The sequence below is a fragment of the Yoonia maritima genome (assembly GCF_003003285.1).
Taxonomy (GTDB): domain Bacteria; phylum Pseudomonadota; class Alphaproteobacteria; order Rhodobacterales; family Rhodobacteraceae; genus Yoonia; species Yoonia maritima.
Genome location: NZ_PVTP01000003.1, coordinates 199,480 through 226,148, shown reverse-complemented (window position 1 = coordinate 226,148; position 26,669 = coordinate 199,480). Strand labels below are relative to the sequence as shown.

24 protein-coding genes and 3 tRNA genes are annotated in these 26,669 nt (G+C 52.7%); 23 read left to right on the top strand and 4 right to left on the bottom strand.

All coding sequences use genetic code 11. The annotated features are described in order from the left end of the window. Window positions 1–34: 34 nt before the first annotated feature. The 14 genes from CLV80_RS05745 (at window position 35) to CLV80_RS05685 (ending at window position 10,092) form a co-directional block, all read left to right on the top strand. Window positions 35–349: an HU family DNA-binding protein gene (locus CLV80_RS05745; protein ID WP_106355783.1), complete on the top strand. Its 315-nt coding sequence runs from the start codon at window positions 35–37 to the stop codon at window positions 347–349. A 33-nt stretch (window positions 350–382) separates the two neighbouring features. Then, on the top strand, window positions 383–943 hold the full coding sequence (locus CLV80_RS05740; RefSeq protein WP_106355781.1) for a histidine phosphatase family protein: 561 nt from the start codon (window positions 383–385) through the stop codon (window positions 941–943). Window positions 944–984: 41 nt separating this feature from the next. Beyond that, a tRNA-Val gene (locus CLV80_RS05735) sits at window positions 985–1,060 on the top strand. 90 nt (window positions 1,061–1,150) lie between these two features. Next, window positions 1,151–2,707 (top strand): DUF6538 domain-containing protein, encoded by a 1,557-nt coding sequence (locus CLV80_RS05730; protein WP_106355779.1) that lies wholly within the window; start codon window positions 1,151–1,153, stop codon window positions 2,705–2,707. A 110-nt stretch (window positions 2,708–2,817) separates the two neighbouring features. Continuing rightward, the gene (locus CLV80_RS05725) at window positions 2,818–4,014 is read left to right on the top strand and encodes a phage portal protein (protein ID WP_106355778.1); all 1,197 of its coding nucleotides are present in this window, start codon (window positions 2,818–2,820) and stop codon (window positions 4,012–4,014) included. Beyond that, complete coding sequence (locus tag CLV80_RS05720) at window positions 4,011–4,328, top strand: gene transfer agent family protein (protein ID WP_106355776.1); 318 nt, start codon at window positions 4,011–4,013, stop codon at window positions 4,326–4,328. The genes CLV80_RS05725 and CLV80_RS05720 overlap by 4 nt, the downstream gene beginning before the upstream one ends. Then, window positions 4,325–4,561 carry an HK97 family phage prohead protease gene (locus tag CLV80_RS05715; RefSeq protein ID WP_106355774.1) on the top strand — a complete coding sequence of 79 codons (237 nt, stop codon included), beginning with the start codon at window positions 4,325–4,327 and terminating at the stop codon, window positions 4,559–4,561. Before CLV80_RS05720 ends, CLV80_RS05715 begins: the two co-directional genes overlap by 4 nt. After that, a complete protein-coding gene (locus CLV80_RS05710) occupies window positions 4,512–4,907 on the top strand; it encodes a P27 family phage terminase small subunit (protein ID WP_106355772.1) in 396 nt (131 codons plus the stop codon). Before CLV80_RS05715 ends, CLV80_RS05710 begins: the two co-directional genes overlap by 50 nt. After that, complete coding sequence (locus tag CLV80_RS05705) at window positions 4,904–6,535, top strand: terminase large subunit (protein ID WP_243394437.1); 1,632 nt, start codon at window positions 4,904–4,906, stop codon at window positions 6,533–6,535. The genes CLV80_RS05710 and CLV80_RS05705 overlap by 4 nt, the downstream gene beginning before the upstream one ends. A gap of 14 nt (window positions 6,536–6,549) precedes the next feature. Further along, window positions 6,550–6,708, top strand: a complete 159-nt coding sequence (locus tag CLV80_RS18405) for a hypothetical protein (protein ID WP_165793334.1) — start codon at window positions 6,550–6,552, stop codon at window positions 6,706–6,708. A gap of 44 nt (window positions 6,709–6,752) precedes the next feature. Next, the gene (locus CLV80_RS05700) at window positions 6,753–6,956 is read left to right on the top strand and encodes a hypothetical protein (protein WP_106355770.1); all 204 of its coding nucleotides are present in this window, start codon (window positions 6,753–6,755) and stop codon (window positions 6,954–6,956) included. 412 nt (window positions 6,957–7,368) lie between these two features. After that, window positions 7,369–9,183 carry a hypothetical protein gene (locus tag CLV80_RS05695; protein WP_106355768.1) on the top strand — a complete coding sequence of 605 codons (1,815 nt, stop codon included), beginning with the start codon at window positions 7,369–7,371 and terminating at the stop codon, window positions 9,181–9,183. 727 nt (window positions 9,184–9,910) lie between these two features. Next, window positions 9,911–9,987: transfer RNA gene (locus CLV80_RS05690), tRNA-Asp, on the top strand. Window positions 9,988–10,015: 28 nt separating this feature from the next. Then, window positions 10,016–10,092: transfer RNA gene (locus tag CLV80_RS05685), tRNA-Asp, on the top strand. Between the two features lie 94 nt (window positions 10,093–10,186). On the opposite strand, the gene CLV80_RS05680 is transcribed toward CLV80_RS05685, so the two are convergent. After that, on the bottom strand, window positions 10,187–10,735 hold the full coding sequence (locus CLV80_RS05680; protein ID WP_106355766.1) for a DUF1851 domain-containing protein: 549 nt from the start codon (window positions 10,733–10,735) through the stop codon (window positions 10,187–10,189). A 209-nt stretch (window positions 10,736–10,944) separates the two neighbouring features. Between CLV80_RS05680 and CLV80_RS05675 the strand changes: the two genes are divergently transcribed. Further along, on the top strand, window positions 10,945–12,480 hold the full coding sequence (locus CLV80_RS05675) for an alkaline phosphatase D family protein (protein ID WP_106355764.1): 1,536 nt from the start codon (window positions 10,945–10,947) through the stop codon (window positions 12,478–12,480). 41 nt (window positions 12,481–12,521) lie between these two features. Here CLV80_RS05675 and CLV80_RS05670 read toward each other — a convergent pair whose 3' ends face one another. After that, window positions 12,522–13,895: a M20/M25/M40 family metallo-hydrolase gene (locus tag CLV80_RS05670; RefSeq protein WP_106355762.1), complete on the bottom strand. Its 1,374-nt coding sequence runs from the start codon at window positions 13,893–13,895 to the stop codon at window positions 12,522–12,524. 135 nt (window positions 13,896–14,030) lie between these two features. Here CLV80_RS05670 and CLV80_RS05665 point away from each other — a divergent pair, with 135 nt between their 5' ends. The 5 genes from CLV80_RS05665 to CLV80_RS05645 all read left to right on the top strand — a co-directional run bounded on the left by CLV80_RS05665 (window position 14,031) and on the right by CLV80_RS05645 (window position 19,885). Further along, window positions 14,031–15,440 (top strand): hypothetical protein, encoded by a 1,410-nt coding sequence (locus CLV80_RS05665; protein ID WP_106355760.1) that lies wholly within the window; start codon window positions 14,031–14,033, stop codon window positions 15,438–15,440. Window positions 15,441–15,595: 155 nt separating this feature from the next. Next, window positions 15,596–16,819 carry a 5-aminolevulinate synthase gene (hemA, locus tag CLV80_RS05660; protein WP_106356156.1) on the top strand — a complete coding sequence of 408 codons (1,224 nt, stop codon included), beginning with the start codon at window positions 15,596–15,598 and terminating at the stop codon, window positions 16,817–16,819. A gap of 115 nt (window positions 16,820–16,934) precedes the next feature. Next, window positions 16,935–18,128 (top strand): helix-turn-helix domain-containing protein, encoded by a 1,194-nt coding sequence (locus tag CLV80_RS05655; protein ID WP_106355757.1) that lies wholly within the window; start codon window positions 16,935–16,937, stop codon window positions 18,126–18,128. A 76-nt stretch (window positions 18,129–18,204) separates the two neighbouring features. Next, complete coding sequence (ispG, locus tag CLV80_RS05650; RefSeq protein ID WP_106355755.1) at window positions 18,205–19,332, top strand: flavodoxin-dependent (E)-4-hydroxy-3-methylbut-2-enyl-diphosphate synthase; 1,128 nt, start codon at window positions 18,205–18,207, stop codon at window positions 19,330–19,332. Between the two features lie 82 nt (window positions 19,333–19,414). Beyond that, window positions 19,415–19,885 (top strand): hypothetical protein, encoded by a 471-nt coding sequence (locus CLV80_RS05645; RefSeq protein WP_106355753.1) that lies wholly within the window; start codon window positions 19,415–19,417, stop codon window positions 19,883–19,885. Window positions 19,886–19,967: 82 nt separating this feature from the next. On the opposite strand, the gene CLV80_RS05640 is transcribed toward CLV80_RS05645, so the two are convergent. Together CLV80_RS05640 and CLV80_RS05635 are read right to left on the bottom strand one after the other, a co-directional pair. After that, the gene (locus CLV80_RS05640) at window positions 19,968–20,735 is read right to left on the bottom strand and encodes an MBL fold metallo-hydrolase (protein ID WP_106355751.1); all 768 of its coding nucleotides are present in this window, start codon (window positions 20,733–20,735) and stop codon (window positions 19,968–19,970) included. A 95-nt stretch (window positions 20,736–20,830) separates the two neighbouring features. Beyond that, complete coding sequence (locus CLV80_RS05635; protein WP_106355749.1) at window positions 20,831–21,580, bottom strand: DsbA family protein; 750 nt, start codon at window positions 21,578–21,580, stop codon at window positions 20,831–20,833. Between the two features lie 116 nt (window positions 21,581–21,696). Between CLV80_RS05635 and CLV80_RS05630 the strand changes: the two genes are divergently transcribed. The 3 genes from CLV80_RS05630 (at window position 21,697) to CLV80_RS05620 (ending at window position 26,599) form a co-directional block, all read left to right on the top strand. Further along, window positions 21,697–22,842: a pyridoxal phosphate-dependent aminotransferase gene (locus CLV80_RS05630; protein WP_106355747.1), complete on the top strand. Its 1,146-nt coding sequence runs from the start codon at window positions 21,697–21,699 to the stop codon at window positions 22,840–22,842. Further along, window positions 22,839–23,981: an N-acetylmuramoyl-L-alanine amidase gene (locus tag CLV80_RS05625; RefSeq protein WP_106355745.1), complete on the top strand. Its 1,143-nt coding sequence runs from the start codon at window positions 22,839–22,841 to the stop codon at window positions 23,979–23,981. The genes CLV80_RS05630 and CLV80_RS05625 overlap by 4 nt, the downstream gene beginning before the upstream one ends. A gap of 98 nt (window positions 23,982–24,079) precedes the next feature. Beyond that, on the top strand, window positions 24,080–26,599 hold the full coding sequence (locus CLV80_RS05620; protein WP_106355743.1) for a penicillin-binding protein 1A: 2,520 nt from the start codon (window positions 24,080–24,082) through the stop codon (window positions 26,597–26,599). Window positions 26,600–26,669: the final 70 nt, after the last annotated feature.

Genomic DNA, 26,669 nt, shown 5'->3' with positions numbered 1-26,669 from the left:
CTAGAGATTACTATGAAATAAAAGGAATGTGCGAATGACGACATCAGAAGAACCACAAGGTGACCCGATTGCGGAAGTTGCTCCAACGCTTAAGAAGCCCCAGCTTTTCAACGAAGTTGTTGCGCGGACTGGGTTGAAAAAACGCGATGTGAAACCCGCTGTCGAGGCGGCGCTTGCGGTGATCGGAGAGGCGCTCGCGCGGGGGGATGAGCTGATTCTGCCGCCGATGGGAAAAACGCGAATCGTAAAGACGAAAGACTTGGGGCAAGGTGCTACATTGCTGACACTTAAATTCCGCACGCCAAAGATTGATACTGCGCAGCCGGATACCGATGCATCAGATAGCTAATCCTTTCAAATGACATGAAGGTAAAAAACTACTTTGAACTATCCAGAACTATACATCCTGCGCCACGGCCAGACTGAATGGAACCTCGAAGGCCGTATGCAGGGGGAATTGAATTCTCCGCTCACGGCGCAGGGGCAGTTAGAAGCGGCACATCAGGGCGCGATTCTTGCGCAATGCGACCTGCAAGGATTCGCATTTTTGAGCAGTCCGCAGGGCAGGGCGGTGCAAACTGCGGGAATCGCTTTGGGGAATCTGGCTGAAACTATTCGCACAGACGACAGATTGCGGGAAATTGGCGTTGGTGACTGGTCAGGTTTATTGCGGGATACCTTGCCTTTGCCTGATGCCGAAGATCCCTATATGGCGCAATATGAGGTCGCGCCAAATGGCGAAGGGTTGGCTGCTGTGAAGGCGCGGTGTTACGCTTTTTTGCAAGAATTAAAGGGTCCTGCTGTGCTCGTCACCCATGGCGTGACGGGGCGTACTCTGCGCGAAATTCTTGCCGGGACTGACGCAATTCAGGGCACAACCATCCACGGTGGGCAGGGCTATGTGTATCATTTGAAAAATGGTTCACAAAAGTTGCTTTCTTAGGCTTGCGCCCACCGGCAACATACCCTAAATCACGCTTCATCGGGTGATTAGCTCAGTTGGTAGAGCGCTTCCTTTACACGGAAGATGTCGGGAGTTCGAGCCTCTCATCACCCACCATCCTATCCCATTGTTATTAAAGAAAACCCTTGCATTGCTAGGGGTAAGTCCGTTTCAAGGTTACAAACTTGGTTACAAACGGGCTGTGAAATGGCTGGGAAAGTTATGCATCTGCTGAACCGCAGGGGGCGCTATTTTGCGAGACTGGTTGTTCCCAAGGATCTACGGGGAATCGTCGGTAAGAGCGAATTGCGTACAGCGCTAGGTGCCGATTACCGCGACGCACTCAGGAAACTACCGGGTGCCGTTGCTAGCCTTCAAAACCAAATCGGTGAAGCTGAGCGCAAGCAAGGGCAGGTAGGGGCCGCGCCGCGTTATCCGCTTGCCGCCGATCAGATCGCTTATGCCCAGTATGTGCGCCGTATGGCGTTTGATGATCAGCTGCGTAACGACCCTAGATATGCCGCCATCGGGATTGATGATATACTGGCCCAAAGGTTGCGGGATGCAATTGCTGGCCGTGCAAATGATGCTGAGCTTGATGCCCTAACAGGTGATCAGCTCCAAAGGTTTCGTGCCGCAGGGAATTTCGACGCACCAACTGGAAGTGATGAATGGCGCGTTGTTGCGCGTGCTTTGTGTAGCGCTGAGCTAGAAGCCCTAGCGCGAGCCGCTGAGCGCGATGAAGGTGATTTTTCCGGGCAGCCTACGGCACCTATCATTGTGAATGCTACGCCTCTTGAGAAGCCGCAGAAACGGGTGAGTATCAAGAAGCTGTGGGCTGAGTATGTCTTGTCGCGCAAGCAAGCGGGTTTCATGAAAGACGGTGCAAAGCGGCAAACGCCGGTCATTGATAACCTATGCAAATTTCTTGGCCATGATAATGCGCTCAAGGTGACGAAGAAGAACCTGCTCGAGTGGCGCGACCACCTCTTAAAATCATATCAGGCTAAAACCATTAGCGATGTTTACTTATCGACAATGCGAACCCTCTTCGAGTGGGCTGTCGATAACGACCACATACCAGAAAACCCGGCGCTAAACGTAAAGCAGCCGAAACCTAAAAAGGCCTTCAGTCGTGAACGGGGCTATACAGACGAAGAAGCGGTCAAGCTGTTAAGGGCGGCCCGGTCCTACCAACCTCATGCAGATGAAAACGGATACATCCGAGAAACGCCGGCGTTTGTGACAGCAAAGCGGTGGGTGCCGATTATCTGCGCATTCACAGGCGCGCGCGTTACCGAAATTACGCAGCTACGCAAAGAAGATATTCGGCAAGTTGATGGCCTTTGGGTGGCTAGGATCACGCCAGATGCAGGTAGCGTGAAAACTGGTGGTTATCGCGATGTACCGCTGCATTCGCAGATCATAGACGAGGGATTTGCTGATTTGTTGAACGCATCAGGGCAGGGGCCTTTGTTCCACAACGGAAAGACGCCGGATAGCTATGTGCGCAAATCAAAGCAAATCTCAAACCAGCTTGCTACATGGTTGCGCACGGCGGGGTTAAGTCCGCAAGGTCTACCACCTAGTCACGCATGGCGGCATCGACTCAAGACGCAGTGTATGGAGCTTGGAATCTCTGATCGTGTGATGGATGCGATACAAGGCCATGCAGGGCGCACCGCTGGCGATGCATATGGTGATGTGACCATTGCCACCAAAGCCGCAGCCATTGAGAGATTGCCGAGGTACAGGCTTGGATAATAGGTCAGTTTTGCTGTCTTAATAAAAGGTCAGCAGTGCTGTCATTTTGTGGATTCACATGATCGCTCGAGTGTGCTATGTTATAACATACACAGTGGAAGCGGAAATGTATGGCCTTCGATAAGATCAAAAACGCCTTGGGCCTTAAAACTACCCAGAAGGCGTTGACCCTAACCGATCCAAGCGCTTTCGAGCTATTTGGTGCCTCGCCGACATCATCCGGCTTTTCCGTCAGCGCCAACTCTGCAATGCGCGTTCCTGCCGTATCTTGCGCTGTTGCCTTGATCAGTGAAAGCGTCGGCACTTTGCCAGTGAAGCTATTCACAGAAGCCAAAGAGGCCACCAAGGATCACCCGGCTTATCGCCTGATCCATGACGAAGCGAATGAATGGACCAGCGCAAGCGAGCTGCGCACTGCCTTGACCGCTGATGCTCTATTGAATGACAGGGGCGGCTTTGCTCAAGTTGTCCGGCTTGGCGATGGCACCCCGTTTGAGATGCATCGGCTTGATCCGGCGACAGTCACTCCCAAGCTTGAGGCGGATGGCACGCCTTATTACGTCGTCAAGCTGACTGCTGGCGATGCCCGCTTTGAATACCAAGACATTCTGCATATCCAGCCATTTGCTGGCGTAAGCCCGATCACACTGGGTAGGGAAGCTATTGGCCTTTCCCTCGCATTCGAACAGCACATTGCGACGCTCTTCGCCAATGGTGGGCGTCCATCCGGCATCATCAAGTCTGACAAGGCGCTTGATGTGGACGCAAAGAAAAAGATTGCCGCGTCTTGGTTTAGTACACATTCCGGCAAGTCCGCAGGCGGCACCGCCATTCTCGACGAAGGTATGTCTTACGACCAGCTCAGCTTGACCCTTGCGGACGCTCAGTTCGCAGAGAACCGGCTAGAGCAAATTCGCGAGATCGCACGCGCCTTTCGTGTGCCACCAACGATGCTTTTCGAACTCTCACGCGGTACTTGGTCAAACACCGAAGAGCTTGCGCGCCAGTTCTACCAAACAACGCTGCGGCCTTGGCTGGCAAGTTGGACTTGGGCCTATGCGAAGGTGCTGCTGACACCCGAAGAGCGCACCAGCCTCTATATCGAATTTGTAATTGATGACCTGCTGACCACCAACGCTGCAGCTAAGGCCACAGCCTTCGCGCAGTATCGGGCAATGGGCGCACTAACTGGTAACGAAGTTCGCGCCGCGTTGAACAAGGCACCGCTGCCAGACGGAAACAGTCTGTCAAATCCCAATATCACCACGATGACACCGACAACCCAATCAAAGGATGAAACCGAATGATTACGCACAAGGCATTCTTTGGCGATGCCGAATATCGGTTCGCGCTTACGGATGCTATGATTGCAGAACTTGAGCGGCTTACCGACACAGGTGTCGGTGCTCTCTACATGCGTACCGTCGCAATGCAGTTTAGCCTTGCTGATGTGGTCGAGATCATCCGGCTTGGCCTGATTGGTGGCGACATGGCTCCTGCCAAAGCAATGCAGCTAGTTGAAACCTACGCACGCAATCGGCCTATGTCGGAAACCTTCCCCCTTGCCTTGGACATCTTGGATGCACGCTGGTCAGGCGTGACTGATGAGGCCGCAGCATGAGCGACCGCTTAGAAATCAAGGCGACCCTTTCAGTTTCAGACGAAGGTGAGATTACCGGCATCGCATGGCCGTTCGGCACACCAGACCGGGTTGGCGACGTGATCGAAAAGGGCGCGTTTTCCATGCCAGCATCTTTGCCGATGCTGTTCGGCCATGATCAGACACAGGTGATTGGCGTCTGGGATGAAATCAGCGAAAGCGAGCAAGGTCTTATCGTTAACAGCAGTTGCTGATGCACTGACCAAAGCGCCTCCTGTACCGGGATATCTCTCGGACTTCGCCAAAGCAGAATGGCGGCGCGTTATGCCGGACCTGATCGCCAAGCGCATCCTGACTAAGGGTGACCTTGGCGGTGTAGAGGAATACTGCATTATGCGAGGCGTCATCCGTGAGATTGAAGCGGAGCGTAAGTCCAGTGGCGGCGCTATTGACCCAAGGTTGTTTGGGATTCAAAACCGCGCCGCAGCAACCGCACGGCAGTTGGCATCTGAGTTTGGCCTGACGCCTACGTCACGCCAGCGTATGGGCGTTGCAGGTGACGACGATGCCGACACCGACAACCCGCTGTTGATCAAATGAACGCCCTCGCACCGATCATCAAAGCAAGCACCTATCCGGATTGGATATATGACGGGTCAGCTATCCCTGATCCGCTTGGCTACGGTGATCGTGCAGTGCGTTTTCTCAAGGCACTTAGGCATCCCAATTCATCGGCAGACGGCAGGGCATTCCAGCTGCATCCATTCCAAGAGCGTATCGTGCGGCGGATTTACGGTCCAAGGCACCCGGACGGATCACGCATCGTTAAAAACGTGTTTCTGCTCATCCCACGCGGTAACCGAAAGACCAGCTTAGCCGCGGCGTTGGCGTTGCTGCATACGATTGGTCCCGAAAGCGTGGCTGCGGGGCAGGTGGTCTTTGCCGCTGCTGATCGTGAGCAAGCTGGCATCGGCTTCCGTGAGGCCGTCAATGTCATCCGTGAAGACAAGCGACTGGTTGCAGCGACGAAAATCTATGATGCGTTCAACTCTGCCAATCAGATCATCGTGAGGGACACAAAGACGACGCTCAAGGCAATCTCATCCGACGGTAAAGCGGCGCATGGGATGACACCCACCTTCACCTTGATTGATGAGATTCACGTTTGGAAAGGCCGCGACCTATGGGAAGCGCTGCGCAGTGGTGCAGCTAAGGTAAACGACAGCCTGACGGTGATCGCAACAACAGCCGGACGCGGCAACGAAACCGTCGCAGCTGGTCAGTACAACTATGCGTGTGATGTAGCATCGGGCAAAACCGAAAACCCGGCGTATCTGCCAATTCTGTTTGAGGCCGAAGCTGATGACGACTGGTTAGACGAAAAGGTTTGGCAACGCGTAAATCCCGGCTTGCAGCATGGCTTCCCCTCGCTTGAAGGCTTGAAAACCCTTGCGAAAGAGGCCGAAGGCAAGCCAGCCGACAAGCACGCCTTTGAGCAGTTCAACCTAAACATCTGGAAAAGCCATTCCCGCGATCCACTATTCGACTTAGCTACGTATGACAGCCGCATATTTGATCCGGACCTGTCTGATCTTGAAAGCTATCCGTGCTATGTCGGTGTTGATTTGGCTATATCTGGTGACCTTGCATCCGTGGTTGCCGCTTTTAAACACCCTGACGATCAGATCACCCTGCAGCCTTATTTCTTCATCCCCGGCGATGATATCAAAGCGAGATCGGACCGCGATGGGTTGCCCTATCAGCAATGGGCTGATGCTGGCCTCATTACGGTTTGCGATGGGCCTATTATCGACTTTGAAACGGTTGAGGACCAAATTCGCGAGCTATGCGGCACCAATGACGTGCAGGAAATTGCGGTAGATCCCCACCTTGCACGCCGCTTGATGCAGTCTTTGCACGATGACGGGTTGCCTGCTGTCGAGTTTAGGCAGGCACCCCTGACAATGGGTGTTGCCGCTGGTGACTTAGAGCGAACTGTTAATGGTCTAATGATCCGGCACGATGGTCATGCGGTCTTGCGGCAGCACTTCGACAGCGTGGTTGCCAGCCGTTCGGATAATGGCCTGATCAGGATGCACAAAGGTAAACGCACTGACCGAATTGATGGCGCAATCGCGGCAGCAATGGCTGTTTCTCGAGCATGTACCGCAGCGACCAATAACAGCAAATACAACAGCCCCGAAATCGACGGCTTGTTCACATTTTAAAGTAAGGAAAACACATGCCGACAGGTAACCTTCCCGGTCTAGTGGTTGAGCTAGAAGCGCGGATTGATAAATTCGAGCGCGGTTTGAAACGCGCCAACACGTTGCAACGGACATCTAGCCGCACATTGGAACGCCGCGCGAGCCAGTCGGCAGACAGGATGCGCAACAGCTAGCCGAAGAGGCCGGGTGCAAAGTCACCCAGACCAGCAGCCAAATTATGATCGAATTGCCCGCTGACGTGCGCCAAACACCGGCGTTCAATGACCACTACCTATCAGAGGCCCAATACGAAACCCTATTGCAGGCCCTGTTGCATCCTGCACCAAGCTTGGACCCACGCGGCCAATTGATCGAAACCTTAGGGGAATTGGGTGGCTTGTGGCCGATCAGTTGCCAGCCTGAGACGCAGGCAGCCGTTTAAATAGACACTTGCAAGTAAAGCGGACATTCACAATTCGTCCAGTGACTGCCCGCTTTGCAGGGCGGAGCATCCATTGGTGCATACCAATGAAAAGTCCGTTTTCAGCCTACAACAAACAAGGTTCCAGTGCCCCTAGCGCGTGTAGGATTTGGCACGGTGGGCGGATTGCGGACCTTCGCTGCATCATGCGCCAATGGTGGCATAGCTAAGTTTGCCAGACGCCCGCATCGTACCTCTGTTTGCTTGAGCGCGCACATGCCGCTCCCCAAAATCGAGAAATACCTCGTCAAGCACATAATCCACCTATTGTGCGGGCGACCATTTACATTGTGGGACAGCCCATTGATAGATAGTGATACCAAATTTCTCAGACGTTAAATCGTGTCGATATATTGTGGAGCTTCCGTTCAGCATGAAGAAATTTAAAAATAGCTGGCCAGGGACTCTGGAAGATGAATATTACAAGCTTGTCGCTGAGCAACTCATTGAGCTCGTTAACAGCTATTCATGGTCCAGTTACCGCGCGAAAGCTACCTCCACGCCCTTCAAAGCCGAAGAACTTAAGAGCCTTGCGTGGCAAGTGAAGAACGGTGAAATTGCTAAGTCCACCATTTCCCACGCGGTCGAGGAGTATATTGACGCACTCCAACGGGATTGTGCCGTAAAAGAGATTTGCCTTCAAAAGGGTATAGACTTAGCGTCGATATCGCCGAAATCTGACGCATCTGTTGATCGGATCATCATGCTAACAACAACCATGATTGAGGTAGTCTCTCCAGATTATATTAAGTTTTGTATCAGCGCTGTAGTGGAGGGCTGCACTGTCAATAAGTCAAAGAAACGAGTGAGGGAATTTTTAAAGCTCCTCGTTCCCGCACTTATAAATTCTGGAGTCCCCCGCCAGTGGCTCTATGAAAACACGAGCCAAACGTTCTATAAAGACGAAGTCAGTTCACTAACACCTGAAAAGATGAAGGGTTTCTTCAACTTATTCACGGAAGACACGGGGAAATATTGCTTTCTTTTCAAGACAAACAAGGAATTTGGTGAATATCTGAAAGGTCTGCAGGAGGAGATTGAGGTTTTTACCAAGCCTGAGGATGTGCCTGAAGGGTTTGCGAGCCAAATTGATAGGCTCCCGAATGTATCTGGGAGAAAGGACGTTTTTGTTTGGATGCCTTATCGCAAAGATCGTAATCCATACTCAGCGGCTAGAGCCTTTAACCAATGGATTTCGTTATTTAGATCTCTCCTTTATTTGGCAGATGTTGGCCGCAAAGGCTTTACCCCTAAGAGTGCGTTATGCCTGAAAGAGGGTGAGGATCACGCCTCCCTGCTTTACTTGAACGATTTTTTTCATCCAGGAAGAGAGCGAGCCCTTGAGCATGGCGGAGCGGCTAAGATCTCAGACGACCTTCATAGGTACGCAGTGCAAGTTGCACAAAGTCGCACTGAAAGCGTTCCGCAGCGCTTCTTTAGCTCTCTAAGTGCAGTATCGCTCGCAGCCAAAAGCCAGCAGCCCGATTCTCGAATTCTCGCGGTCTGGGCGGGATTTGAAGGGCTTTTACCTCCGCCACCAGACCAATCAGTCCCGAGAATTGTTCACTTTGAGAGAATGATAACACCCTGCGTTACCGCTGACTACGTCCCGAGGCTGTTCAGTGAATTTCGCCATGACTGCCTTTCAATAAACAGAGCCGCTGTTGAAAAACTCATCGGTGAAAACTTCGGTGACCATAACGCCCTCTCTAGCTTTATCGAGATATTTTACGCCGACGGTTCAATAAAATCCGAGTTTTGCTCAAAGATAGAGACGAGCCCTCTATTGCTCAATAGGGCCTACGAACTTGAAGCTCTTGCGAATAGTGCGGCTAAGTTACAGGCTTTGCGTCTATCGCACATTCGCAGAGTAAGATGGCAGGTAAACCGAATTTATCGCGAGAGAAATGCAATTATCCACAAGGCTTCTAGGACGAGTGTTGTGCAGAACCTTTCAGAACATGCGTATAGTTACTTTAGGTCCGTTATACTCGCCCTCGAATCCACATTTAATCGATATGGTTTGGCAGACACCGACGCTTCTCTGGAATTTATCCGCACCCAGTGCAACAACTTGTCTCAAGACATTGACAAGAAAGTTCGTAATTCTTCGGATTTTCATTCCCCTGAGGAACAGGCGAAAAGCGTGGTTAAATTGACCATGGATCGAAGGCTACGGGAAGCATAATGGTCGTTGATGTTCAAACCGGGCATCCGCGCTACTTGTCACGAACGACTCCTAAGGATCGGGATCGCCCAGAAGGGCGACCATGGTTCGTGATTTTTGCAGCGTCGGCTCCATACGGATTGCTGACTTCCGAGCCATACGCAGCATCCGGAACTTTAGGCTTTAGTCACCGTTCGCTGTGCGACCTATGAGCGTTCGCTTCGTCGGCCTGCTTTTGTACCCAATGACACGTCGGACGAAGTGATTCAGGCCATTTTGATTCTCAAGCAAGGCATGTTTGAGACTGGCCAGTTGTACGAACGCTCGCATCTGATCGAAACGCTTGGTGAGCTGGCAGATGCTTGGTCAGAGAGAATCTGGCCAAATAGAACCTGTAACCGCGTTGGCTGACTAAATGTCATGGGTGCTGACCTAACGTCATTGGTCCATTTGGTGGGTGGTTACATGGTTACAAATGCTATTGTAAGTCATTGAAATATATAGTTCGGGGGTGAATTCGAGCCTCTCATCACCCACCATACCCCCACGTTATAAGTTTATAGCTTAACGCACCCACAGCCGGTTTATCCGCGTTTGTTGCGTTTTTTGTGCTGCGATATCCTGTGCTCATTGGTCTGTTTTAGAAAAGATTCACATGAAGTCATTTTTTGCGCAAGGACCGCTTGACGGGGGCGGGGCACAGACATAGAAGCACCCCACGTTCGGTCACAGACCGGAAGTTAGATGCGCGGTTGTAGCTCAGCTGGTTAGAGTACCGGCCTGTCACGCCGGGGGTCGCGGGTTCGAGCCCCGTCAACCGCGCCACTAACTCCCATGTGACTAGATACGATGCGCGGTTGTAGCTCAGCTGGTTAGAGTACCGGCCTGTCACGCCGGGGGTCGCGGGTTCGAGCCCCGTCAACCGCGCCACTTATCCTAGATAGTTAATGAAGCACTCTTGATGTGTTATTGGATATTGGTTGTCTGCAGTAGTGACGAAGCCAGCATTCATGTCTGAGGTGCTTTAATCTTTAGAGATATCGACCTTGTTTATTGGAGTGCCAGCAGGAAGGCCGCGTATTTGCGCAAATATCTGACCTGAAATGCTCCAGCTGACTTCTAGATCCGCAATTTCGAAGTTGCTAAAAACGTCTTTCCCGCCAAGGCACAGGGGTACGGTATGGCTTACGCATTCCCCGTACCTAGGGCGTCGGCCTCCCGAGGAAAGCCAACTTTTGAATTTTGTATGGTCGACAGTTTCTTCGGGATATTGAACTAGCTCAATTTCGTGGAATGCTGTGTAACTACATGGGATTTCAAAAATTTCTTTCGTTGCAGGGTCAAGAAGAGCAACCTCTGGCTCGCCGTTTACCACCCTTTTATGATCGGTTGCGAACTGGCGTCCCATCCAGTCTGCTCCAAAACATCGAAACTGCTGTGCACGCTCCGGAAAGACGTCTTCTACGCATCTTGTAAAACGCGCAATATCTTCTTCGCGGTGTAATTGGTATGCACCATCAAGTATGGCAGTGTCCGCCTCTTTACGTTCCTTCTTTTTGAAGAAAAATTTCATCTGATTTCCTGCAGGTAATGGGCTCTCCGGCTGAACCTTGCACGCAAACTCAATTTAAAGATAGGGCTCGTAATTGACGTTCGATGTATTTCGAAAACCTGCTCGAGTGTCATCAAACGTTTCCTAAACTGTCATCTGTTTGGCGTGATCGTGTCACGTTGCGGTTGGATGTTTTTCGGATCAACTCTTGATCATGGAAGTTCAGAAAAATGCCACGTATTACACTCAATCGTCGTCAGACGCTTTTGGGTTCCGCAGCACTTGGAACCACTCTTTTTGTACCGTCGCTTAGCCGCGCGCAAAGCCGGCCTGTGATGACGCATGGAATTCAGTCGGGCGATGTTGCCCATGATGGCGCCGTTGTCTGGGCCCGTGCTGACCGCGAGTCGCGCATGATGGTCGAATGGGCCACGACCGAGAGCTTTGCGGATGTGCAGGCTGTTCCGGGGCTGTCTGTTGGTACGCCCAGCGATTTCACCGGTAAAATGTCGCTGTCCGGTTTGCCTTCGGATCAGGATATTTTCTACCGTGTTAAGATGGTTGGCTTGGCTGATGGTGCTGAGTCAGGGGCGCTGACGGGGCATTTCCGCACGGCACCACATGGCAGCCGCAACATTAGCTTTGTTTGGTCTGGCGATACCGCAGGGCAGGGCTGGGGTATTGATCAGGATCGCGGTGGGATGCAGACCTATGCCACGATGCTGCAGCATAATCCTGACTTCTTTTTACATTCGGGTGACACGGTTTATGCCGATGGTCCGTTGCAGGAAGAGGTCGAGCTGGCGGACGGTACGATCTGGAAAAACGTCGTGACTGAGGCAAAGACCAAGGTGGCGGAGACACTGACCGAATTTCGGGGCCAGCATCTGTACAATTTGATGGATGACAATGTGCGTGCGTTGAATGCGCAGGTGCCGATCATCGCGCAGTGGGATGACCATGAGGTGACCAACAACTGGTATCCGAACGAGGTGCTCAGTGCGGATGATCGCTATACCGAGAAATCAGCGGCGCTACTGTCTGCGCGGGCGGCCCATGCGTTCCACGAAATGATGCCAACGCGTCAGACGATGGACGAACCTAACCGCGTGTACCGGAAGGTGTCGTATGGCCCGTTGTTGGATATCTTTGTGATCGATATGCGCACCTATCGCGGTGACAACACGCCGAACACTGAAACCGCGCCGACGCCTTTCCTAGGTGCGGAACAGATGGCGTGGCTTAAGCGTGAGATGCTGAATTCAAAGGCGACTTGGAAAGTGATCGCGTCGGATATGCCGATTGGCATGATGGTCCGCGATGGCGATGAAAACATGGAGAACGGTGCCAATGGTGACGGGCCGGTGTTTGGGCGCGAGCAGGATATCGCAGCGATGCTTTCGTTTATCAAACATGCGCAAATCCAGAACACCGTGTGGCTGACGGCGGATGTGCATTATACGGCAGCGCATCATTATTCGCCTGACCGTGCGGTGTTTCAGGACTTTGAGCCGTTTTGGGAGTTCGTATCTGGTCCGTTACATGCAGGTACGTTTGGCCCGAGTGATTATGACAATACGTTTGGTCCTGAAGTCCGGTTTGCCAAGCATCCAGAGCCGGGGCAGGCGAACCTGCCGCCATCTGACGGTATGCAGTTTTTTGGTAAGGTCGATATTGCGGCCGATACAGGCGTCATGACTGTTCGCCTGATGGATCGTGCTGATGTTGAATTGTGGTCGGTTGAACTTGAGCCCAACCGCGCGTGAGTTGAGCGAGGGTGGGTTAAAACCCACCCTACGTTTGTGGTTCACTTTGTCATTTCATGCAGGATGCGTGCCCATGACCGTATCCCTTTGTGGAACGAGGATAGGTCGTATTTTTCGTTGGGCGAATGGATTTGATCGTCGTCTTTGCCAAAGCCGATTAGCATCGCGTCCATGTTCAAGATGTCCTTGAAGTGGCCCGCAATCGGGATTGATCCGCCGCAGCCAACATAGGCCGCCGCATTTGGCCATTCGTCGGATAGCGCTTTGCGGGCTTGGTCGAATGCTGGGTGGGTTGTGGTCATTTGTCCAGCCGCGCTTGCCCCATGATCGCTGAAGGACACGCTGCAATCGGCGGGCAGCATCTCTTGGACCATTTTGCGAAAGTTGTAGCGGATTTTAAGCGGGTCTTGCGTGCCGACCAATCGGAAGCTGATTTTTGCATGGGCCTCGGACGGCAGTACAGTTTTGAAGCCATCACCGGTGTAGCCTGACCAGATGCCGTTTACCTCGCAGGTTGGGCGCGACCAGATCATTTCAAGCGGGCGGCGGCCCTTTTCGCCAGCGGGTTCGGAAAGACCGACTTCGCCCAAGAATTCCTTTTCGTTGAATTTCAGGTCATCCCATGCCGCGGCGAGTTCGTTCGAAAGCTCAGGTACCCCATCGTAGAAATTCGGGATCGTGATCCGGCCATCTTCGTCATGCAGGGCTGCGATGACTTTGGCCAGCACGCGGGCAGGGTTCATTGCTAGCCCGCCGTACATGCCTGAATGCAGGTCTTTGTTCGGGCCGGTGATGGTCAGCTCTTCGCCCAGCAGGCCGCGTAGCTGTGTGATGATTGCTGGTGTGCTGTCGCCGTAAAGTCCTGTGTCACAGATAAGGGCCACATCGGCGGTAAGTTCCTCGGCGTTTTCGCGCATGAAGGGCGTCAATGATGGTGACCCTGATTCCTCTTCGCCTTCAAAGAACAACGTGATGTTGCCGGGCAGGGTGCCATGCACGGCTTTCCATGCGCGGCAGGCCTCGACAAAGGTCATCAGTTGGCCCTTGTCGTCAGATGATCCGCGCCCGCGAATGACTTTGCCTTTGGCGGTGTCTTCGACTTGTGGATCAAAAGGGTCGCGGTCCCACAGGTCCAACGGGTCAACAGGTTGCACATCGTAGTGGCCGTAGAACAGCACATGTGGGCCTTCGCCGCCGGAATGTGCGACAACCATCGGGTGGCCTGTTGTGGGGCGTTTTGTTGCATCGAACCCGATGCTTTGCAGGTCAGCGACCAGCCAATCGGCGGCTGTATCGCAATCGCCCTTATAGGCCGGATCGGTCGAGATTGACGGGATGCGCAATAGTTCTAGCAGCCGTTCGGTGGCGGCGTTCAGATCGCTATCAATACGCGAGAGGACGGGATCGAGGGTCATTTTATAGGTCCTATGTTTGTTTGCCGTCAGGGTGGCACGATTGGCGCGGGCGTCAATCCAAAACGCATAACTGTTTGACTTGGGGCATGTCGAAGCGGATTAATTAGCGCTAAGTGTGATTTATAGGCCAATGACATGATTGAGTACTTTCAGGATTTGATAGACGTCGCATTTGATTTCGAAAACACCAGTCGCGGTGCGCGAAAGATGGCGTTTGCGCAGCTTATGATCAGTGGCATTCTCGTTGTTGGTGTGCCGTTCAAAATCTTGATGTTTATCGGGGATCGTATCCGTGCTCGCCGGGCGGAGGCGTCTTTGTATCAAGACGTTTCACAGCGGCTTCCAGAAGACGCACGGCCCGGTCTTGCACGTGAGCTTGTCGAAAGCGAACAACTGAAAAGCAGGTTTTCACATCGGTATGTACCTCCGCCGCCGCTAAAGCTGGCACCGCGCCCAACAGATGGCAGGTATTTTGAAACGCTGCGCGCATTCGCCGAAGAAAAAAAGCGCACTGGCGAGGTGATGAATGAATATGAACGTGAAACAGTGGGAGTGATGGGGTTCTTGTATGAGGTGTTTGGTTTAAATGGCTTGGCGCATTTTGATAGCTTTGGTGGCATCGTGCCGTTTCGAAGTCATGAGTTGTGCGGCGCCTTGGAGCGATTGGGACTGAGCGAACTGACTACCACTATCGAGTCGGCCTTAGAGGTTCACCTGAAGCGTTATCAGCTGGGACAGGATTATATGGCAACGGGCATGCCTGCGGAGCAGGTCGCGTCACATCCTAATATGCCTACATATGAACAATTGGATGTGTCGCTGAATGTGCAGGGTGGTTCCGAGCGATTTATCCGTGCGGCGAACCGGTACTTAGAAGCAGCTTATCCGTGGGAGCCAGCACAGTCGTGTCCGAGTGCCCCTGACGCGCGAAACGACCTGCGTAACGAGTCAGCGGCAATCGACCCGTATTCGGCGATCGACAAGCAATCTGTAGTGCCTGCCGCGCGGCCTGAATTATCCGCGGACGAAGAAATCACGCTGGTTGTTGGTTCCGCAAAGCGCCCGCTTGATAAGAATTATTGGGAAGCGCTGTTGCGCCATTGCCAAGCCAAAAACCGCTGCGGCGCCAAGATGACACCTGATGAAGAACTTGTCGTTGGCCGACTGGCTTTTGCTGAACGGCTGCTGCGTGAACCGGGATGCCGTTTATTGGATACCTATCGGGATGGGCTTCCGTATACGGGTGCAGAGCTTGCTCGGGCGTTCAGGATGGTTGATCTACCTGAGCTGGGAGAGACTTTGGCTGTAGCGGTGCAGGTCTACGATCAACGCCGTTCAGTTCGGGGCAGTCTTTTGCAACAAGGTGTCGCCCCTTCCATAGTGGAGACACACAAAGAAATACCAACATATGACAGTGTTGATTATGACCTGATGATAGCTGGCGGTCATGGACGCTTTATATGGATCGTTAACCGTTATTTTGAACATGCTTACGAATGGGTGTCTGATGGTGATACGGCAAAATTTCCGAATTCGTTGATCTAGGTCAACGTCTCTCTTATCCTTCATCGGCACTAAGGTAGTAGGGGGCGACAGTTTGTAGCGTATTGCTTGGACGGGATTGGCCCTATATGACACTTAGAACGATTCAAAACCCAGGGCTGATCTGGGCTTTGTGCCGCAAGATGAAGGAAGTATCAGTGGACTATACTGCTCAACTGGATGTCGCGATTGACCGTTTGCACGAAGAAGGCCGTTACCGGACCTTTATCGATATTGAACGCAAACGTGGTCAGTTCCCCCACGCCACATGGCGCAAGGATGACGGAACTGAATCACCGGTGACCGTTTGGTGCGGTAATGACTATTTGGGTATGGGGCAGCATCCTGTTGTGCTGACTGCGATGCACGAAGCCGTTGATGCGACAGGTGCGGGCTCTGGTGGTACACGCAACATTTCCGGCACTACTGTTTATCACAAGCAGCTTGAGAACGAGCTTGCTGATCTTCACCAAAAAGAAGCAGCACTGCTGTTCACATCTGCCTATATCGCGAATGACGCAACGTTAAGCACATTGCCGAAATTGTTTCCGGGCCTGATCATCTATTCAGATGCGCTGAACCATGCGTCTATGATCGAAGGTGTGCGTCGCAATGGTGGTGCAAAGCGTATTTTCCGTCACAATGATCTTGACCACTTGCGCGAATTGTTAGCCGCTGATGATCCGGCAGCGCCTAAGTTGATTGCGTTCGAATCTGTTTATTCCATGGATGGTGATTTTGCCCCGATCGAAGCAATTTGCGATTTGGCTGACGAATTTGGTGCGCTGACTTACATCGACGAAGTTCACTCTGTTGGTATGTACGGACCACGTGGGGCAGGGATTGCCGCGCGTGACGGTCTGATGGGGCGCCTTGATATCATCAATGGGACGCTTGCTAAGGCATATGGTGTTATGGGCGGGTATATCGCTGCATCTGCTAAGATGTGTGATGCGATCCGGTCGTATGCGCCTGGCTTTATCTTTACCACGAGCCTGCCGCCTGCAGTTGCTGCTGGCGCTGCAGCCAGCGTCGCGCATCTGAAAACAGATGATAGCCTTCGGTTGCGGCATCAAACACAGGCGAAAATTCTAAAGCTTCGCTTAAAGGGGATGGGCCTGCCGATCATCGATCACGGTAGCCATATCGTTCCTTTGATTGTTGGCAATCCGGTTCACACGAAAAAGCTTTCTGATATGCTTTTGTCCGAATTCGGCATCTACGTGCAGCCGATTAACTTTCCCACTGTACCGCGCGGAACAGAGCGTTTGCGGTTCACGCCGTCACCTGTTCACGGCCCGCGTGAAATGGATGCATTGGTCAGTGCATTGGATAGTTTATGGTCGCACTGTGCGTTAAATCGCGCTGAATTGGCAGGTTAACCTTTTTTCAACATATGCAGGGCGGTTGCCAGTATGCTATTGATTGAAAAGGCGCTCATGTAAAATTGATTCGTATTACATGTGCGCTCAGGGGCAGTAACCGACGGGACAGTCGATGATCGGGAAGACCTTCAAGCGCGTAAACGCACCTGAGGACGTTAAAGCTAAAGGCTTTGATGACTTTGAGTTGCGACTTGGCGATTTAATGCGCGGTGAGCGTGCGACCATGGGTAAAAGCCTGTTGGACGTGCAGCGCGAGCTAAAGATCAAGGCAGCATATATCGCGGCAATTGAAAATGCGGACCCTTCTGCATTTGATACGCCTGGTTTTATCGCCGGTTATGTGCGGTCCTATGCACGCTATCTTCGGATGGAACCAGATCAAGCATTCGCAACCTTTTGTAAAGAAAGCGGTTTTGCGACAGCGCATGGTATGTCAGCAGAGGCGTCTTCGCTGCAAGGTAAGTCGGGCGAGCCTATTTCAGCCCCGCTTGGCAAAGATATTTTTTCAGGTTCAGCGACACCATTCATCCCCGCCGGGGATGCAGTAATGGCACAATTTGAGCCGCGCGCGATTGGTTCGGTTATGGTTTTGATCGCCTTGATTGGCGGGCTTGGCTATGGCGGTTGGACCGTTTTGCAAGAAATCCAAAAAGTTCAATTCGCACCGGTAGAGCAGTCTCCTGTTGTTGTGGCAGAGCTTGATCCGCTTTCTGGTGCGACGAATTCGGTCGAGACTTCTGACGCTTTGGCAGGATTTAGTACGCCTTCGAACGAGGCATTGAATCGCTTGTATCGCCCGCAGGCATTGGATGTACCGGTGCTGGTCGCGCGTGATGCGCCTATTTCGACGTTAAATCCTGGGTTGATCGGCTCTATTACGCCGACTGCCGATATCGTGCCAGACACAACAGTTGCAGAGTCTGCGACGGTCGTTCCGCATGCGCCCGCAATCCAAGTCGTTGAACCTGACGTGCCTGAGTTGCAGTTGGTCGCTGTGCGCCCTGCATGGGTTCGTGTACGTTCCGCTGATGGGGCTGTTATTTTCGAAGGCGTCATGGCACCCGGTGAAAATTTCGTGGTGCCTTCAACAGAAGAGCCCGCGACCTTGCGCGTCGGTGAAAGCGGTGCGATGTATTTCGCCGTGAACGGCGTGCACTATGGTCCTGTCGGACGCAAAGGGGTTGTGACATCGAATGTCGCATTGCAAGCCGATAGCCTGCTGGAAAATTACGCGGTTGCAGATCTGACCGCTGATGATGATCTTGCCGAAGTCGTCCGCGTCGCAGAAAACAGTACAAGCGAATAACACCTGCTGACTGGTTGCTGCATCCGTCATTGATGCTTAGGTTAAGGGCAAATCGCGATTGCCTGAAAGCAGCCCTATGTCCCTGAACAACATCCGTCCTTGGCGTCATATCGAACGTCGGAAATCCCGTCAGATTATGGTTGGCAATGTGCCTGTTGGGGGCGATGCGCCCATTTCTGTACAGACGATGACCAACACGTTGACGACTGATGTGAAGGGGACAATTGCACAAATTCAGGCGGCTGCGGATGCGGGCGCGGATATTGTGCGTGTGTCTGTGCCGGACGAGGCGTCAAGCAAAGCACTGCGCGAGATCGTTCCCGAAGTATCGGTACCCATCGTCGCTGATATTCACTTTCACTATAAACGCGGGATTGAAGCCGCCGAGGCAGGTGCTGCTTGTCTGCGTATCAACCCTGGCAACATCGGTGACGAAAAGCGCGTCAAAGAGGTGATCAAAGCCGCGCGCGACTATAACTGTTCGATCCGTATTGGGGTGAATGCTGGGTCGCTCGAAAAGCATCTGCTGGATAAATACGCTGAGCCGTGCCCCGACGCGATGGTCGAAAGCGGGCTGGATCATATCAAAATCCTGCAAGACAATGATTTTCATGAATTTAAGATTAGCTGTAAGGCGTCTGACGTCTTTATGGCTGCTGCTGCGTATCAGCAACTCGCCGATGCGACTGATGCGCCAATCCACCTTGGCATCACAGAGGCAGGGGGGCTGATCAGCGGTACCGTAAAATCTGCTATCGGGATGGGGAACCTGCTTTGGGCAGGGATCGGCGACACGATTCGCGTGTCCCTGTCTGCTGATCCCGTTGAAGAAGTGAAAATGGGTTTTGAAATCCTCAAATCCCTTGGCTTGCGTCACCGCGGTGTAAATATCATTTCCTGCCCATCCTGCGCGCGGCAGGGTTTTGACGTAATTAAAACTGTCGAGGCGCTTGAAAAACGTCTTGAGCATATCAAGACGCCAATGAGCCTAAGCATTATCGGCTGCGTCGTGAACGGCCCCGGTGAGGCGCTGTTGACAGACGTCGGTTTCACCGGAGGGGGCGCTGGATCAGGGATGGTCTATCTTGCGGGCAAGCAAAGCCACAAACAATCGAACGAAGACATGATCGAACATATCGTCGAGCAGGTCGAAAAGAAGGCCGAAGAATTGGAAGCTGCGCAGGCGGTCGAAGCGGCTGAATAAACTGTCTGTCGAATGTCTGGTTCGAGCCCAAATAGACATGAACCATCCAGCAATTCAATGTGGACCTGACTATCGAAAACGAATGATCGGACCTACATTGTTTCAACTGCAAAAACTGCTGCCGGTGCCAGTTCTTCCTACAGTTCTGGCTGTTAGCCTCCTCTGGCATTCGACCGTTTTCGCTGAAAACGACGAAATGGATGGGGCAATGAGCATAAAGTTCGATTGCGCCGTTCAAACCTCTGAAGGCGAGGTTCTCAAAATACTAGCCAGTCTTGATGGAGAGGACCAAGTCTCATTCAAAATCAATGGCATAAGTGTCGTCGGGCTTTTGGTGCCTACAGCCAACATCCATACGCCAACGATAGGGTTTGTTGCGTCTACTTTTGACGGAAGCATCTATACGTTGACGATCCACAGGGCATTGGTTCGACCCGAGCCTGACGGCTTTGATCCAACCGTTCCGCCTGCTGCATTGACCGTTCAATGGACTGACCAAGACATTTCACCTGTGGTTGATGTGTTCTTGGGCAATTGTGTGGTGCATGAATAATATTTAATGTCCGAAACGTCCCGCATGGCGGCCACTCGGTGTATTGCCCGCAGGGCAGTGAATACCGCCCTGCAGCTTTGATTTAGCTATACCAGTTGCCCATTTTCACTTCGGTCTCGCTGGTCAGGAGACTTGCGAATTCTTCGGGGTCTTGTGTGCCTCCGTCGCGGCCCCGGTAGTGGTAGGGATAGACGTAGGTGGGGGCGAATTCGGCGACGGCTGATGCGGCGGCGTTCAGGTCCATTGTGAACGGCAGGTTCATACAGACAAATGCAACGTCGATGTTTTCCAGCGCGCGCATTTCGGGGGTGTCTTCGGTGTCGCCTGAAATATAGACCCGCAACCCATCGACAGACACGACATATCCGTTGTCACGGCCTTGTGGGTGAAAGTTTAAACGATCTTCGGTGATATTATATGCCGGAATTGCTTCGACTCCGATTTCACCGGCACGTGCGGATTCGCCATTTGCGATGGCCGTTGTCAGCGCCTGTAGGTTTTCGGGCAGCATGTCATACACAGCCGGGTTTGATATCATCGCGGTTTGTTCTGTTGCTAACGCTGCCAGTGTTTCAGCGTTATAATGGTCGCCATGTTCATGTGTAATGAGGATGAAATCTGCGGCAGGCATGTCTTCGTAAAGCACAGCGTCACCTACTGGATCGACATAGACGACCCCTGCTGGTGTCTCCATGACGAATGATGCGTGCGCGATGGGGTGAATAGTGACAGCGCCATTGACAGTGTCAAAACTGTCGGCGCTGTGTCCAGCAGCGTTTAAGCGGAAGGGCAGTAGGGTAACGGTTCCCATAGCTGCGGCGGTGCGTAGAAAGGTACGACGTGTTGTCATTGTCCAGCTCCTTGTTGGTGCAATAGTCAACGAGACATAGCCCGTTGAAGCATATTGTCGACCAGAGCTTACTGACGATCACGTGACCTTTGCAACTACTCTCGTATTTCGGCGACGATCTGTTCCATCGCGTCTAGCGGTACATACCCGCGCAGTAACTGGTCTTCGATCACAAATGTCGGTGTGCCCGAGATTTGCATTTGTTGGCCTAATTCGCGGTTTTTGGTGATGATTGCAGTGACTTCATCTGAATCCATTTGTGCGATAATCGCTTCTGAATCGAGCTCTAGAATGTCGGCTAACCGCGTCATGCTGACCTGCGTTATGTCCCCGCGAAATTCCATCAGCGTATCGTGCACGCTCTTGTATGCGTCGTCACCTGCGACCAATTGCGTGGCTATGGCAAAACGTGCAGCGAGCACGGATTGTTCACCCAAGATAGGGTATTCTTTGACGATAAAGCGGATATTTGCGTCAGAAGCGAGTAGCGCTTCGACCTCTGGGAAGGCGCGTTTGCAATAGCCACAGCGGTAATCCATGAATTCGACAATTGTAATGTCACCGGCCGGGTTCCCGCCAACATATGAATGACGATCGTTGAACAGTTCATCGGCATAGTTTTCGATGAGCTGGGTGTCGGTTACGACTTGTGCCTGCTGCTCGCGCTGCTGAAGGACGGTGATTGCTTCTTGTAAAACCTCAGGGTTTTCGAGCAGGTAGGCCCGCACCTCGGATCGAAATGCGTCGCGTTCGGCGTCGGTCATCGCATCCAGTTCGAGGGCGGCGACAGGGCTGGTCATGGCAAACATGAGTGGCAAGGCAAAGCGAAGGGGCATCTGGGTCATCTCGTTAACATAATTTCGTGAACGACAGACCATATATGCCGACGTTTGCCAAGGTCCATTGACCTCACGTACTGGTGACGGGCAAACAGGACCAAAGCAATTCGGTAGGCAGGCATATGCGACATTCATCTCGGGGCGAGGTTGATCCATTCATAGTCATGGACGTGATGGAGGCCGCCCGCAAAGCGGAAGAAGCCGGACGACACATCATCCATATGGAGGTTGGTCAGCCAAGCACCGGGGCCCCTGAAGGTGCGCGCAAAAAGCTGATTGAGGAATTGGAGAATCCGCTTGGTTACACGGTTGGTCTTGGGCTGCCGGAACTGCGGGCGCGGATCGCCCGGCATTATGGCGAATGGTATGATGTTGATCTTGATCCAACACGCGTTGTCGTGACAAGCGGCGCTTCTGGGGCATTTTTGCTCGCGTTTTCAGCGCTGTTTGATAATGGCGAACGCGTTGGGTTGGGGACGCCGTGTTATCCTTCGTATCGCCAAATTCTAAAGGCAGTCGGTTTGTCACCGGTCGATATTCCCACTACGTTTGCCCAGCGGTTTCAACCTTTGCCGGGCGATGTTGCCGACTATGATCTTGCCGGGTTGATCGTTGCGTCCCCTGCGAACCCAACGGGAACTATGTTGGATCAGGGTTCTTTGGCGGCTCTTTTTGATGCCTGTCAGGCGGCCGATGCTGCGCTGGTGTCTGATGAAATTTACCACGGTATTGATTACGACACAGCCCCTGTTTCTGCCTTGCAAGTCACGAACGAGGCTTATGTGGTGAATTCGTTTTCGAAATATTTTTCAATGACCGGGTGGCGTGTCGGTTGGATGATTGTGCCGGATGACCACGTACGCCGGGTCGAAAGGCTGGCGCAAAACATGTTTATCTGTGCTCCGCACGCAGCACAGCGCGTTGCGTTACATGCGATTGATTGCACAGACGAGTTGGAGCAAAACAAGGCGATCTATGCCGCGAACCGGTCCTTAATGATTGATGGGTTACGGGCGGCTGAGCTTACCCGCTTTGCGCCGCCTGACGGCGCCTTTTATATCTATGTCGACGTTTCTGAATACACTGATGATGCGTTGAAATTTGCGGCAGAGATACTGGATGAAGCGGGGGTAGCCGTGACGCCTGGGCTTGATTTTGACGCCACACGAGGGCACCATTGGCTGCGGTTTTCTTATGCACGCGGTACAGATGATATTCGCGAAGGTCTGGATCGCATCGCCCGCTTTATGAAAGCGCGTCAGTCGTGATCCGTCTGCTTTGTCTGTTGATCTGCCTTTCCTCGACTGCAGGGGCGCAGGTTTATATCGATCCCGAACGTACCGAAGTCAAAGACGGATGGTGGCAGCTACAGGTCGCAGTTGGACTATCAACTGTGACCCCTTATCGATTGTTTACGCTTGATAATCCTAGGCGTCTTGTCGTTGATTTTCAAAATGCGAGTTGGCCAGAGGTGGCGCCAGATCAGTTGCTGTCAGGTGATCGCGCAACGGGATTACACTTTGGTGCGCTTGATACGACGTGGTCGCGGATGGTGGTCGATCTCGCCGGTCCAATGCGTGTGAAAGAGGCCGCGATGACCCGCTCTGATGTCGGGGCGGACCTGTCTATTGTTCTAAAACGTACCGGCGCTGATGAATTCGCGGCCAGTGCTGGTGCGCCTGCACAGGCGAATATTTTTGAACCGGTTCCGGTCCCTTCAATGGATTCTAACGCCAAGGGTTTTGTGGTGGTGATTGACCCGGGGCACGGTGGCATTGATCCCGGCGCAGAGCGTGGTGGCGTCAAAGAGGCGGATTTGATGCGTTTACTGGGGTTGGAAGTCGCGCAGGCATTAAACCAGATCGACGGAATTCATGCGGTGCTGACCCGCGACAGCGATGTATTCGTGCCGCTTGACGCGCGTGTAACTTTTGCCCGATCTGCTGGTGCGGGTTTGTTTATCTCATTGCATGCGGATGCGCTTGAGGAAGATGAGGCCAGTGGCGCGTCTGTCTATACCCTGTCAAAGGGGGGCGGATCGTCTGCATCCCGGCGCATGGTTGAGCGCCATGAACGTGGCGATCTGCTTGCCGGTGTCGATTTGGTTGATCATAGTGACCGCGTGGCGACAGTGCTTATGGAATTGGCACGGTCTGAAACCGGACCGCAGGGGCGGCAATTTGCCGACAGGTTGATCGCAGAGATGCGGGACGCGGGTGTGCGTGTAAATAGTCGGCCCCACCGTGAAGGGCAGTTGGCAGTGCTGTCTGCTGCAGATTTTCCCAGTGTTTTGATCGAAGTAGGGTTTCTTTCTAATGCCAGAGATCGTGCGCAACTGACTGATAGTTCAAGCCGCGCGCGGATCGTTTCTGCAATTGGGGCGGCCGTTGTCGGTTTCGCGCCGTAAGATGTGATCGCCGCAGGCGGCTTTGCGCATTTGGCCTTTTGACCATTCATCGGTGGCCGCGTATAAGCGCAGCCGAAACTATAGGACATAGATCACACGTGCTGCGCTTCATTTTTTCTTTCATCGGTGGGATTTTCACCCTGCTGACCATGGGCCTTATTATGGGCGCGCTGACGCTTGGCGGTGTTTTCTATATGTATGGCCAAGACCTGCCAACATATGAAACGCTTGCGCGTTATCAGCCGAAAACTATCAGTCGGATTTATTCCAACGAAGGGCAGATTATCGATGAATTCGCTGCTGAACGCCGTTTGTTCACGCCTGCTGAAGAAATCCCTGACATTGTAAAACAGGCGTTTATTTCTGCTGAGGATAAGAATTTCTATACGCACGGTGGCTATGATCCGCGCGGTATTTTGGCAGCGATCATCGAAGGTGTGACATCGCGTGGCGAAAACCTGCGTGGGGCTTCGACGATTACGCAGCAGGTGATGAAAAACTTCTTGCTTGATGGATCAACCACGCTTGAACGTAAGATCAAAGAAATCATCCTTGCGACGCGTATCGAAGGCGCGATGAGCAAGGAACAAATCCTTGAACTTTATCTTACTGAAATTGATCTTGGGGTACGGTCATTTGGAGTGACGGCGGCAGCGCGTTCGTATTTTAACAAACCTCTATCCGCGCTTAGCCCGGCTGAGGCTGCGTTTCTGGCTGTGCACCCAAAAGCTCCGTATAGTTATCACCCTGTTCGGAATCGTGACGCGGCCATTGCGCGTCGCAACTTTATTTTGCGCGAGATGTTCGAAAATGGGTACCTGACACGTGACGAACTTGCCGAAGCTCAAAATGACCCGCTGCGCACTGTGCAGAACGGCGATTTCCCAAGCTTTCAAGAAAGCCTGCCACCACGCGATTACTTTACCGATGAAATCCGTCGTCAGCTGTCGCAAAACTTTGGTGAAGATGAATTCTTTTCGGGTGGGTTGTCGATCCGCGCGACCGTTGATCCTGAATTGCAAGTAAACGCAGCGCATTCGCTTCAGCGGGCATTGGAAGAATACGACCGCGGGACTGGTGAATGGCGCGGGACCGGTGTGACTATTCCCGAAGAACAGCTTGCATCCGAAGACCTATGGCGCGCGGCGCTCAGCGACACGAATATTCCGCGTGATATCGACCTTGAATCTCATTGGTACGGGGCGGTTGTTCTTGCTGTTGAAGAAAACCAATTACGCCTTGGTATCGAAAACGCAGTTGAAAATGAGACCGAGCCGTTTGTTGTGCCGCGTCGTGATATCGAATGGATGCGCGGCAACTTCTTTGACAATTTTACTGTTGGCGATGTGGTTCATGTGCGTCGTATGACGTCTGACGATGATGGTTCGTTTATCCGTTGGTCCCTACGCCAAGTTCCGGAAGTGCAGGGCGGCTTTATGGCGATGGATGTCAATACCGGTCGTGTCATCGCTATGCAGGGTGGCTTTAGCTATCAGGATTCAGTCTTTAATCGCGCCACGCAGGCGCAGCGCCAGCCCGGTTCGTCGTTTAAGCCGTTTGTATATGCCGCCGCGCTTGATAGCGGGTATTCCCCGGCGACCATCGTTGTTGACGCTCCGATTACCATCAACACACCGCAAGGTGTGTGGCGGCCTAAAAACTCTTCCAATCAGTTTTATGGTCCAACGCCGCTGCGTACAGGTATTGAACGGTCGCGGAACCTGATGACGATCCGTCTTGCCCAAGAAATTGGTATGGATACGGTGGCCGCTTACGCCGAAAAATTTGGTGTTTATGAAAGTATGAACCAAGGCTTAGCTGCTTCATTGGGTGCTGATGAAACCACATTGTTCAAGATGGTTGCAGCCTATGCCATGTTTGCGAACGGTGGTGAACGTGTGGAGCCAACGCTGGTTGACCGGGTGCAAGACCGCTACGGCAATACTGTCTATCGCCACGATCAGCGTACCTGCGAAGATTGTGAAAATGCCTATATTCCTGCGGGCTTTGCGCCGCGGATTATTTCAAACCGCGACCGGGTTATGAACGAAATTACGGCCTATCAGCTCACATCAATGATGCGTGGCGTGGTTGAGCGTGGCACGGCAAGCCGGGCGATCAATTTGCCCGTGCCGATTGCTGGTAAAACAGGGACCACCAACGACGCAAAGGATGTGTGGTTCATTGGTTTTTCTTCGAACATCGTTGCTGGTTGTTATATTGGTTATGATACCCCACGCACATTGGGGCGAAGCGCATCGGGCGGTGGTATTTGTGGGCCGGTGTTTAACCGCTTTATGACCGAGGCAATCGAACATTACGGCGCCGGACCGTTTACGCCACCGGAAGATTGTCAATTTATCAATATTGACCGCTACAGTGGGGCACGTTTGCCTGACGGATCTTCAGGTGAAAACGTGATTGCGGAATGTTTCCGTCCGGGTGAAGAGCCGCTATTTGGCATCATGTTTGACGGTGGTTTCGCGATGGGAGGGGACCTTCCTTTGTTTGATGAAGTCCCACGCCAAGGTCGCCAAGTCACGACTTCGACTGGTGAAACCGCAACGGTTGGTCCAAAGGCTACCTTTGGTACACTTTCGACAGGTGGTCTTTACTGACCACCTGCTTGTGGGCGGGCGTGGCCCGCTGTAAGAACCACTGATAATTCATTCACGTAAGTAGGTGCAC

Excerpts from the sequence above, each read along its gene's own strand:
- CLV80_RS05745 (WP_106355783.1), top strand. The coding sequence starts at position 35 with ATGACGACATCAGAAGAACCACAAGGTGACCCGATTGCGGAAGTTGCT.
- CLV80_RS05730 (WP_106355779.1), top strand. The coding sequence starts at position 1,151 with ATGGCTGGGAAAGTTATGCATCTGCTGAACCGCAGGGGGCGCTATTTT.
- CLV80_RS05725 (WP_106355778.1), top strand. The coding sequence starts at position 2,818 with ATGGCCTTCGATAAGATCAAAAACGCCTTGGGCCTTAAAACTACCCAG.
- CLV80_RS05720 (WP_106355776.1), top strand. The coding sequence starts at position 4,011 with ATGATTACGCACAAGGCATTCTTTGGCGATGCCGAATATCGGTTCGCG.
- CLV80_RS05715 (WP_106355774.1), top strand. The coding sequence starts at position 4,325 with ATGAGCGACCGCTTAGAAATCAAGGCGACCCTTTCAGTTTCAGACGAA.
- CLV80_RS05710 (WP_106355772.1), top strand. The coding sequence starts at position 4,512 with ATGAAATCAGCGAAAGCGAGCAAGGTCTTATCGTTAACAGCAGTTGCT.
- CLV80_RS05705 (WP_243394437.1), top strand. The coding sequence starts at position 4,904 with ATGAACGCCCTCGCACCGATCATCAAAGCAAGCACCTATCCGGATTGG.
- CLV80_RS18405 (WP_165793334.1), top strand. The coding sequence starts at position 6,550 with ATGCCGACAGGTAACCTTCCCGGTCTAGTGGTTGAGCTAGAAGCGCGG.
- CLV80_RS05700 (WP_106355770.1), top strand. The coding sequence starts at position 6,753 with ATGATCGAATTGCCCGCTGACGTGCGCCAAACACCGGCGTTCAATGAC.
- CLV80_RS05695 (WP_106355768.1), top strand. The coding sequence starts at position 7,369 with ATGAAGAAATTTAAAAATAGCTGGCCAGGGACTCTGGAAGATGAATAT.
- CLV80_RS05680 (WP_106355766.1), bottom strand. The coding sequence starts at position 10,735 with ATGAAATTTTTCTTCAAAAAGAAGGAACGTAAAGAGGCGGACACTGCC.
- CLV80_RS05675 (WP_106355764.1), top strand. The coding sequence starts at position 10,945 with ATGCCACGTATTACACTCAATCGTCGTCAGACGCTTTTGGGTTCCGCA.
- CLV80_RS05670 (WP_106355762.1), bottom strand. The coding sequence starts at position 13,895 with ATGACCCTCGATCCCGTCCTCTCGCGTATTGATAGCGATCTGAACGCC.
- CLV80_RS05665 (WP_106355760.1), top strand. The coding sequence starts at position 14,031 with ATGATTGAGTACTTTCAGGATTTGATAGACGTCGCATTTGATTTCGAA.
- CLV80_RS05655 (WP_106355757.1), top strand. The coding sequence starts at position 16,935 with ATGATCGGGAAGACCTTCAAGCGCGTAAACGCACCTGAGGACGTTAAA.
- ispG (WP_106355755.1), top strand. The coding sequence starts at position 18,205 with ATGTCCCTGAACAACATCCGTCCTTGGCGTCATATCGAACGTCGGAAA.
- CLV80_RS05645 (WP_106355753.1), top strand. The coding sequence starts at position 19,415 with ATGATCGGACCTACATTGTTTCAACTGCAAAAACTGCTGCCGGTGCCA.
- CLV80_RS05640 (WP_106355751.1), bottom strand. The coding sequence starts at position 20,735 with ATGACAACACGTCGTACCTTTCTACGCACCGCCGCAGCTATGGGAACC.
- CLV80_RS05635 (WP_106355749.1), bottom strand. The coding sequence starts at position 21,580 with ATGACCCAGATGCCCCTTCGCTTTGCCTTGCCACTCATGTTTGCCATG.
- CLV80_RS05630 (WP_106355747.1), top strand. The coding sequence starts at position 21,697 with ATGCGACATTCATCTCGGGGCGAGGTTGATCCATTCATAGTCATGGAC.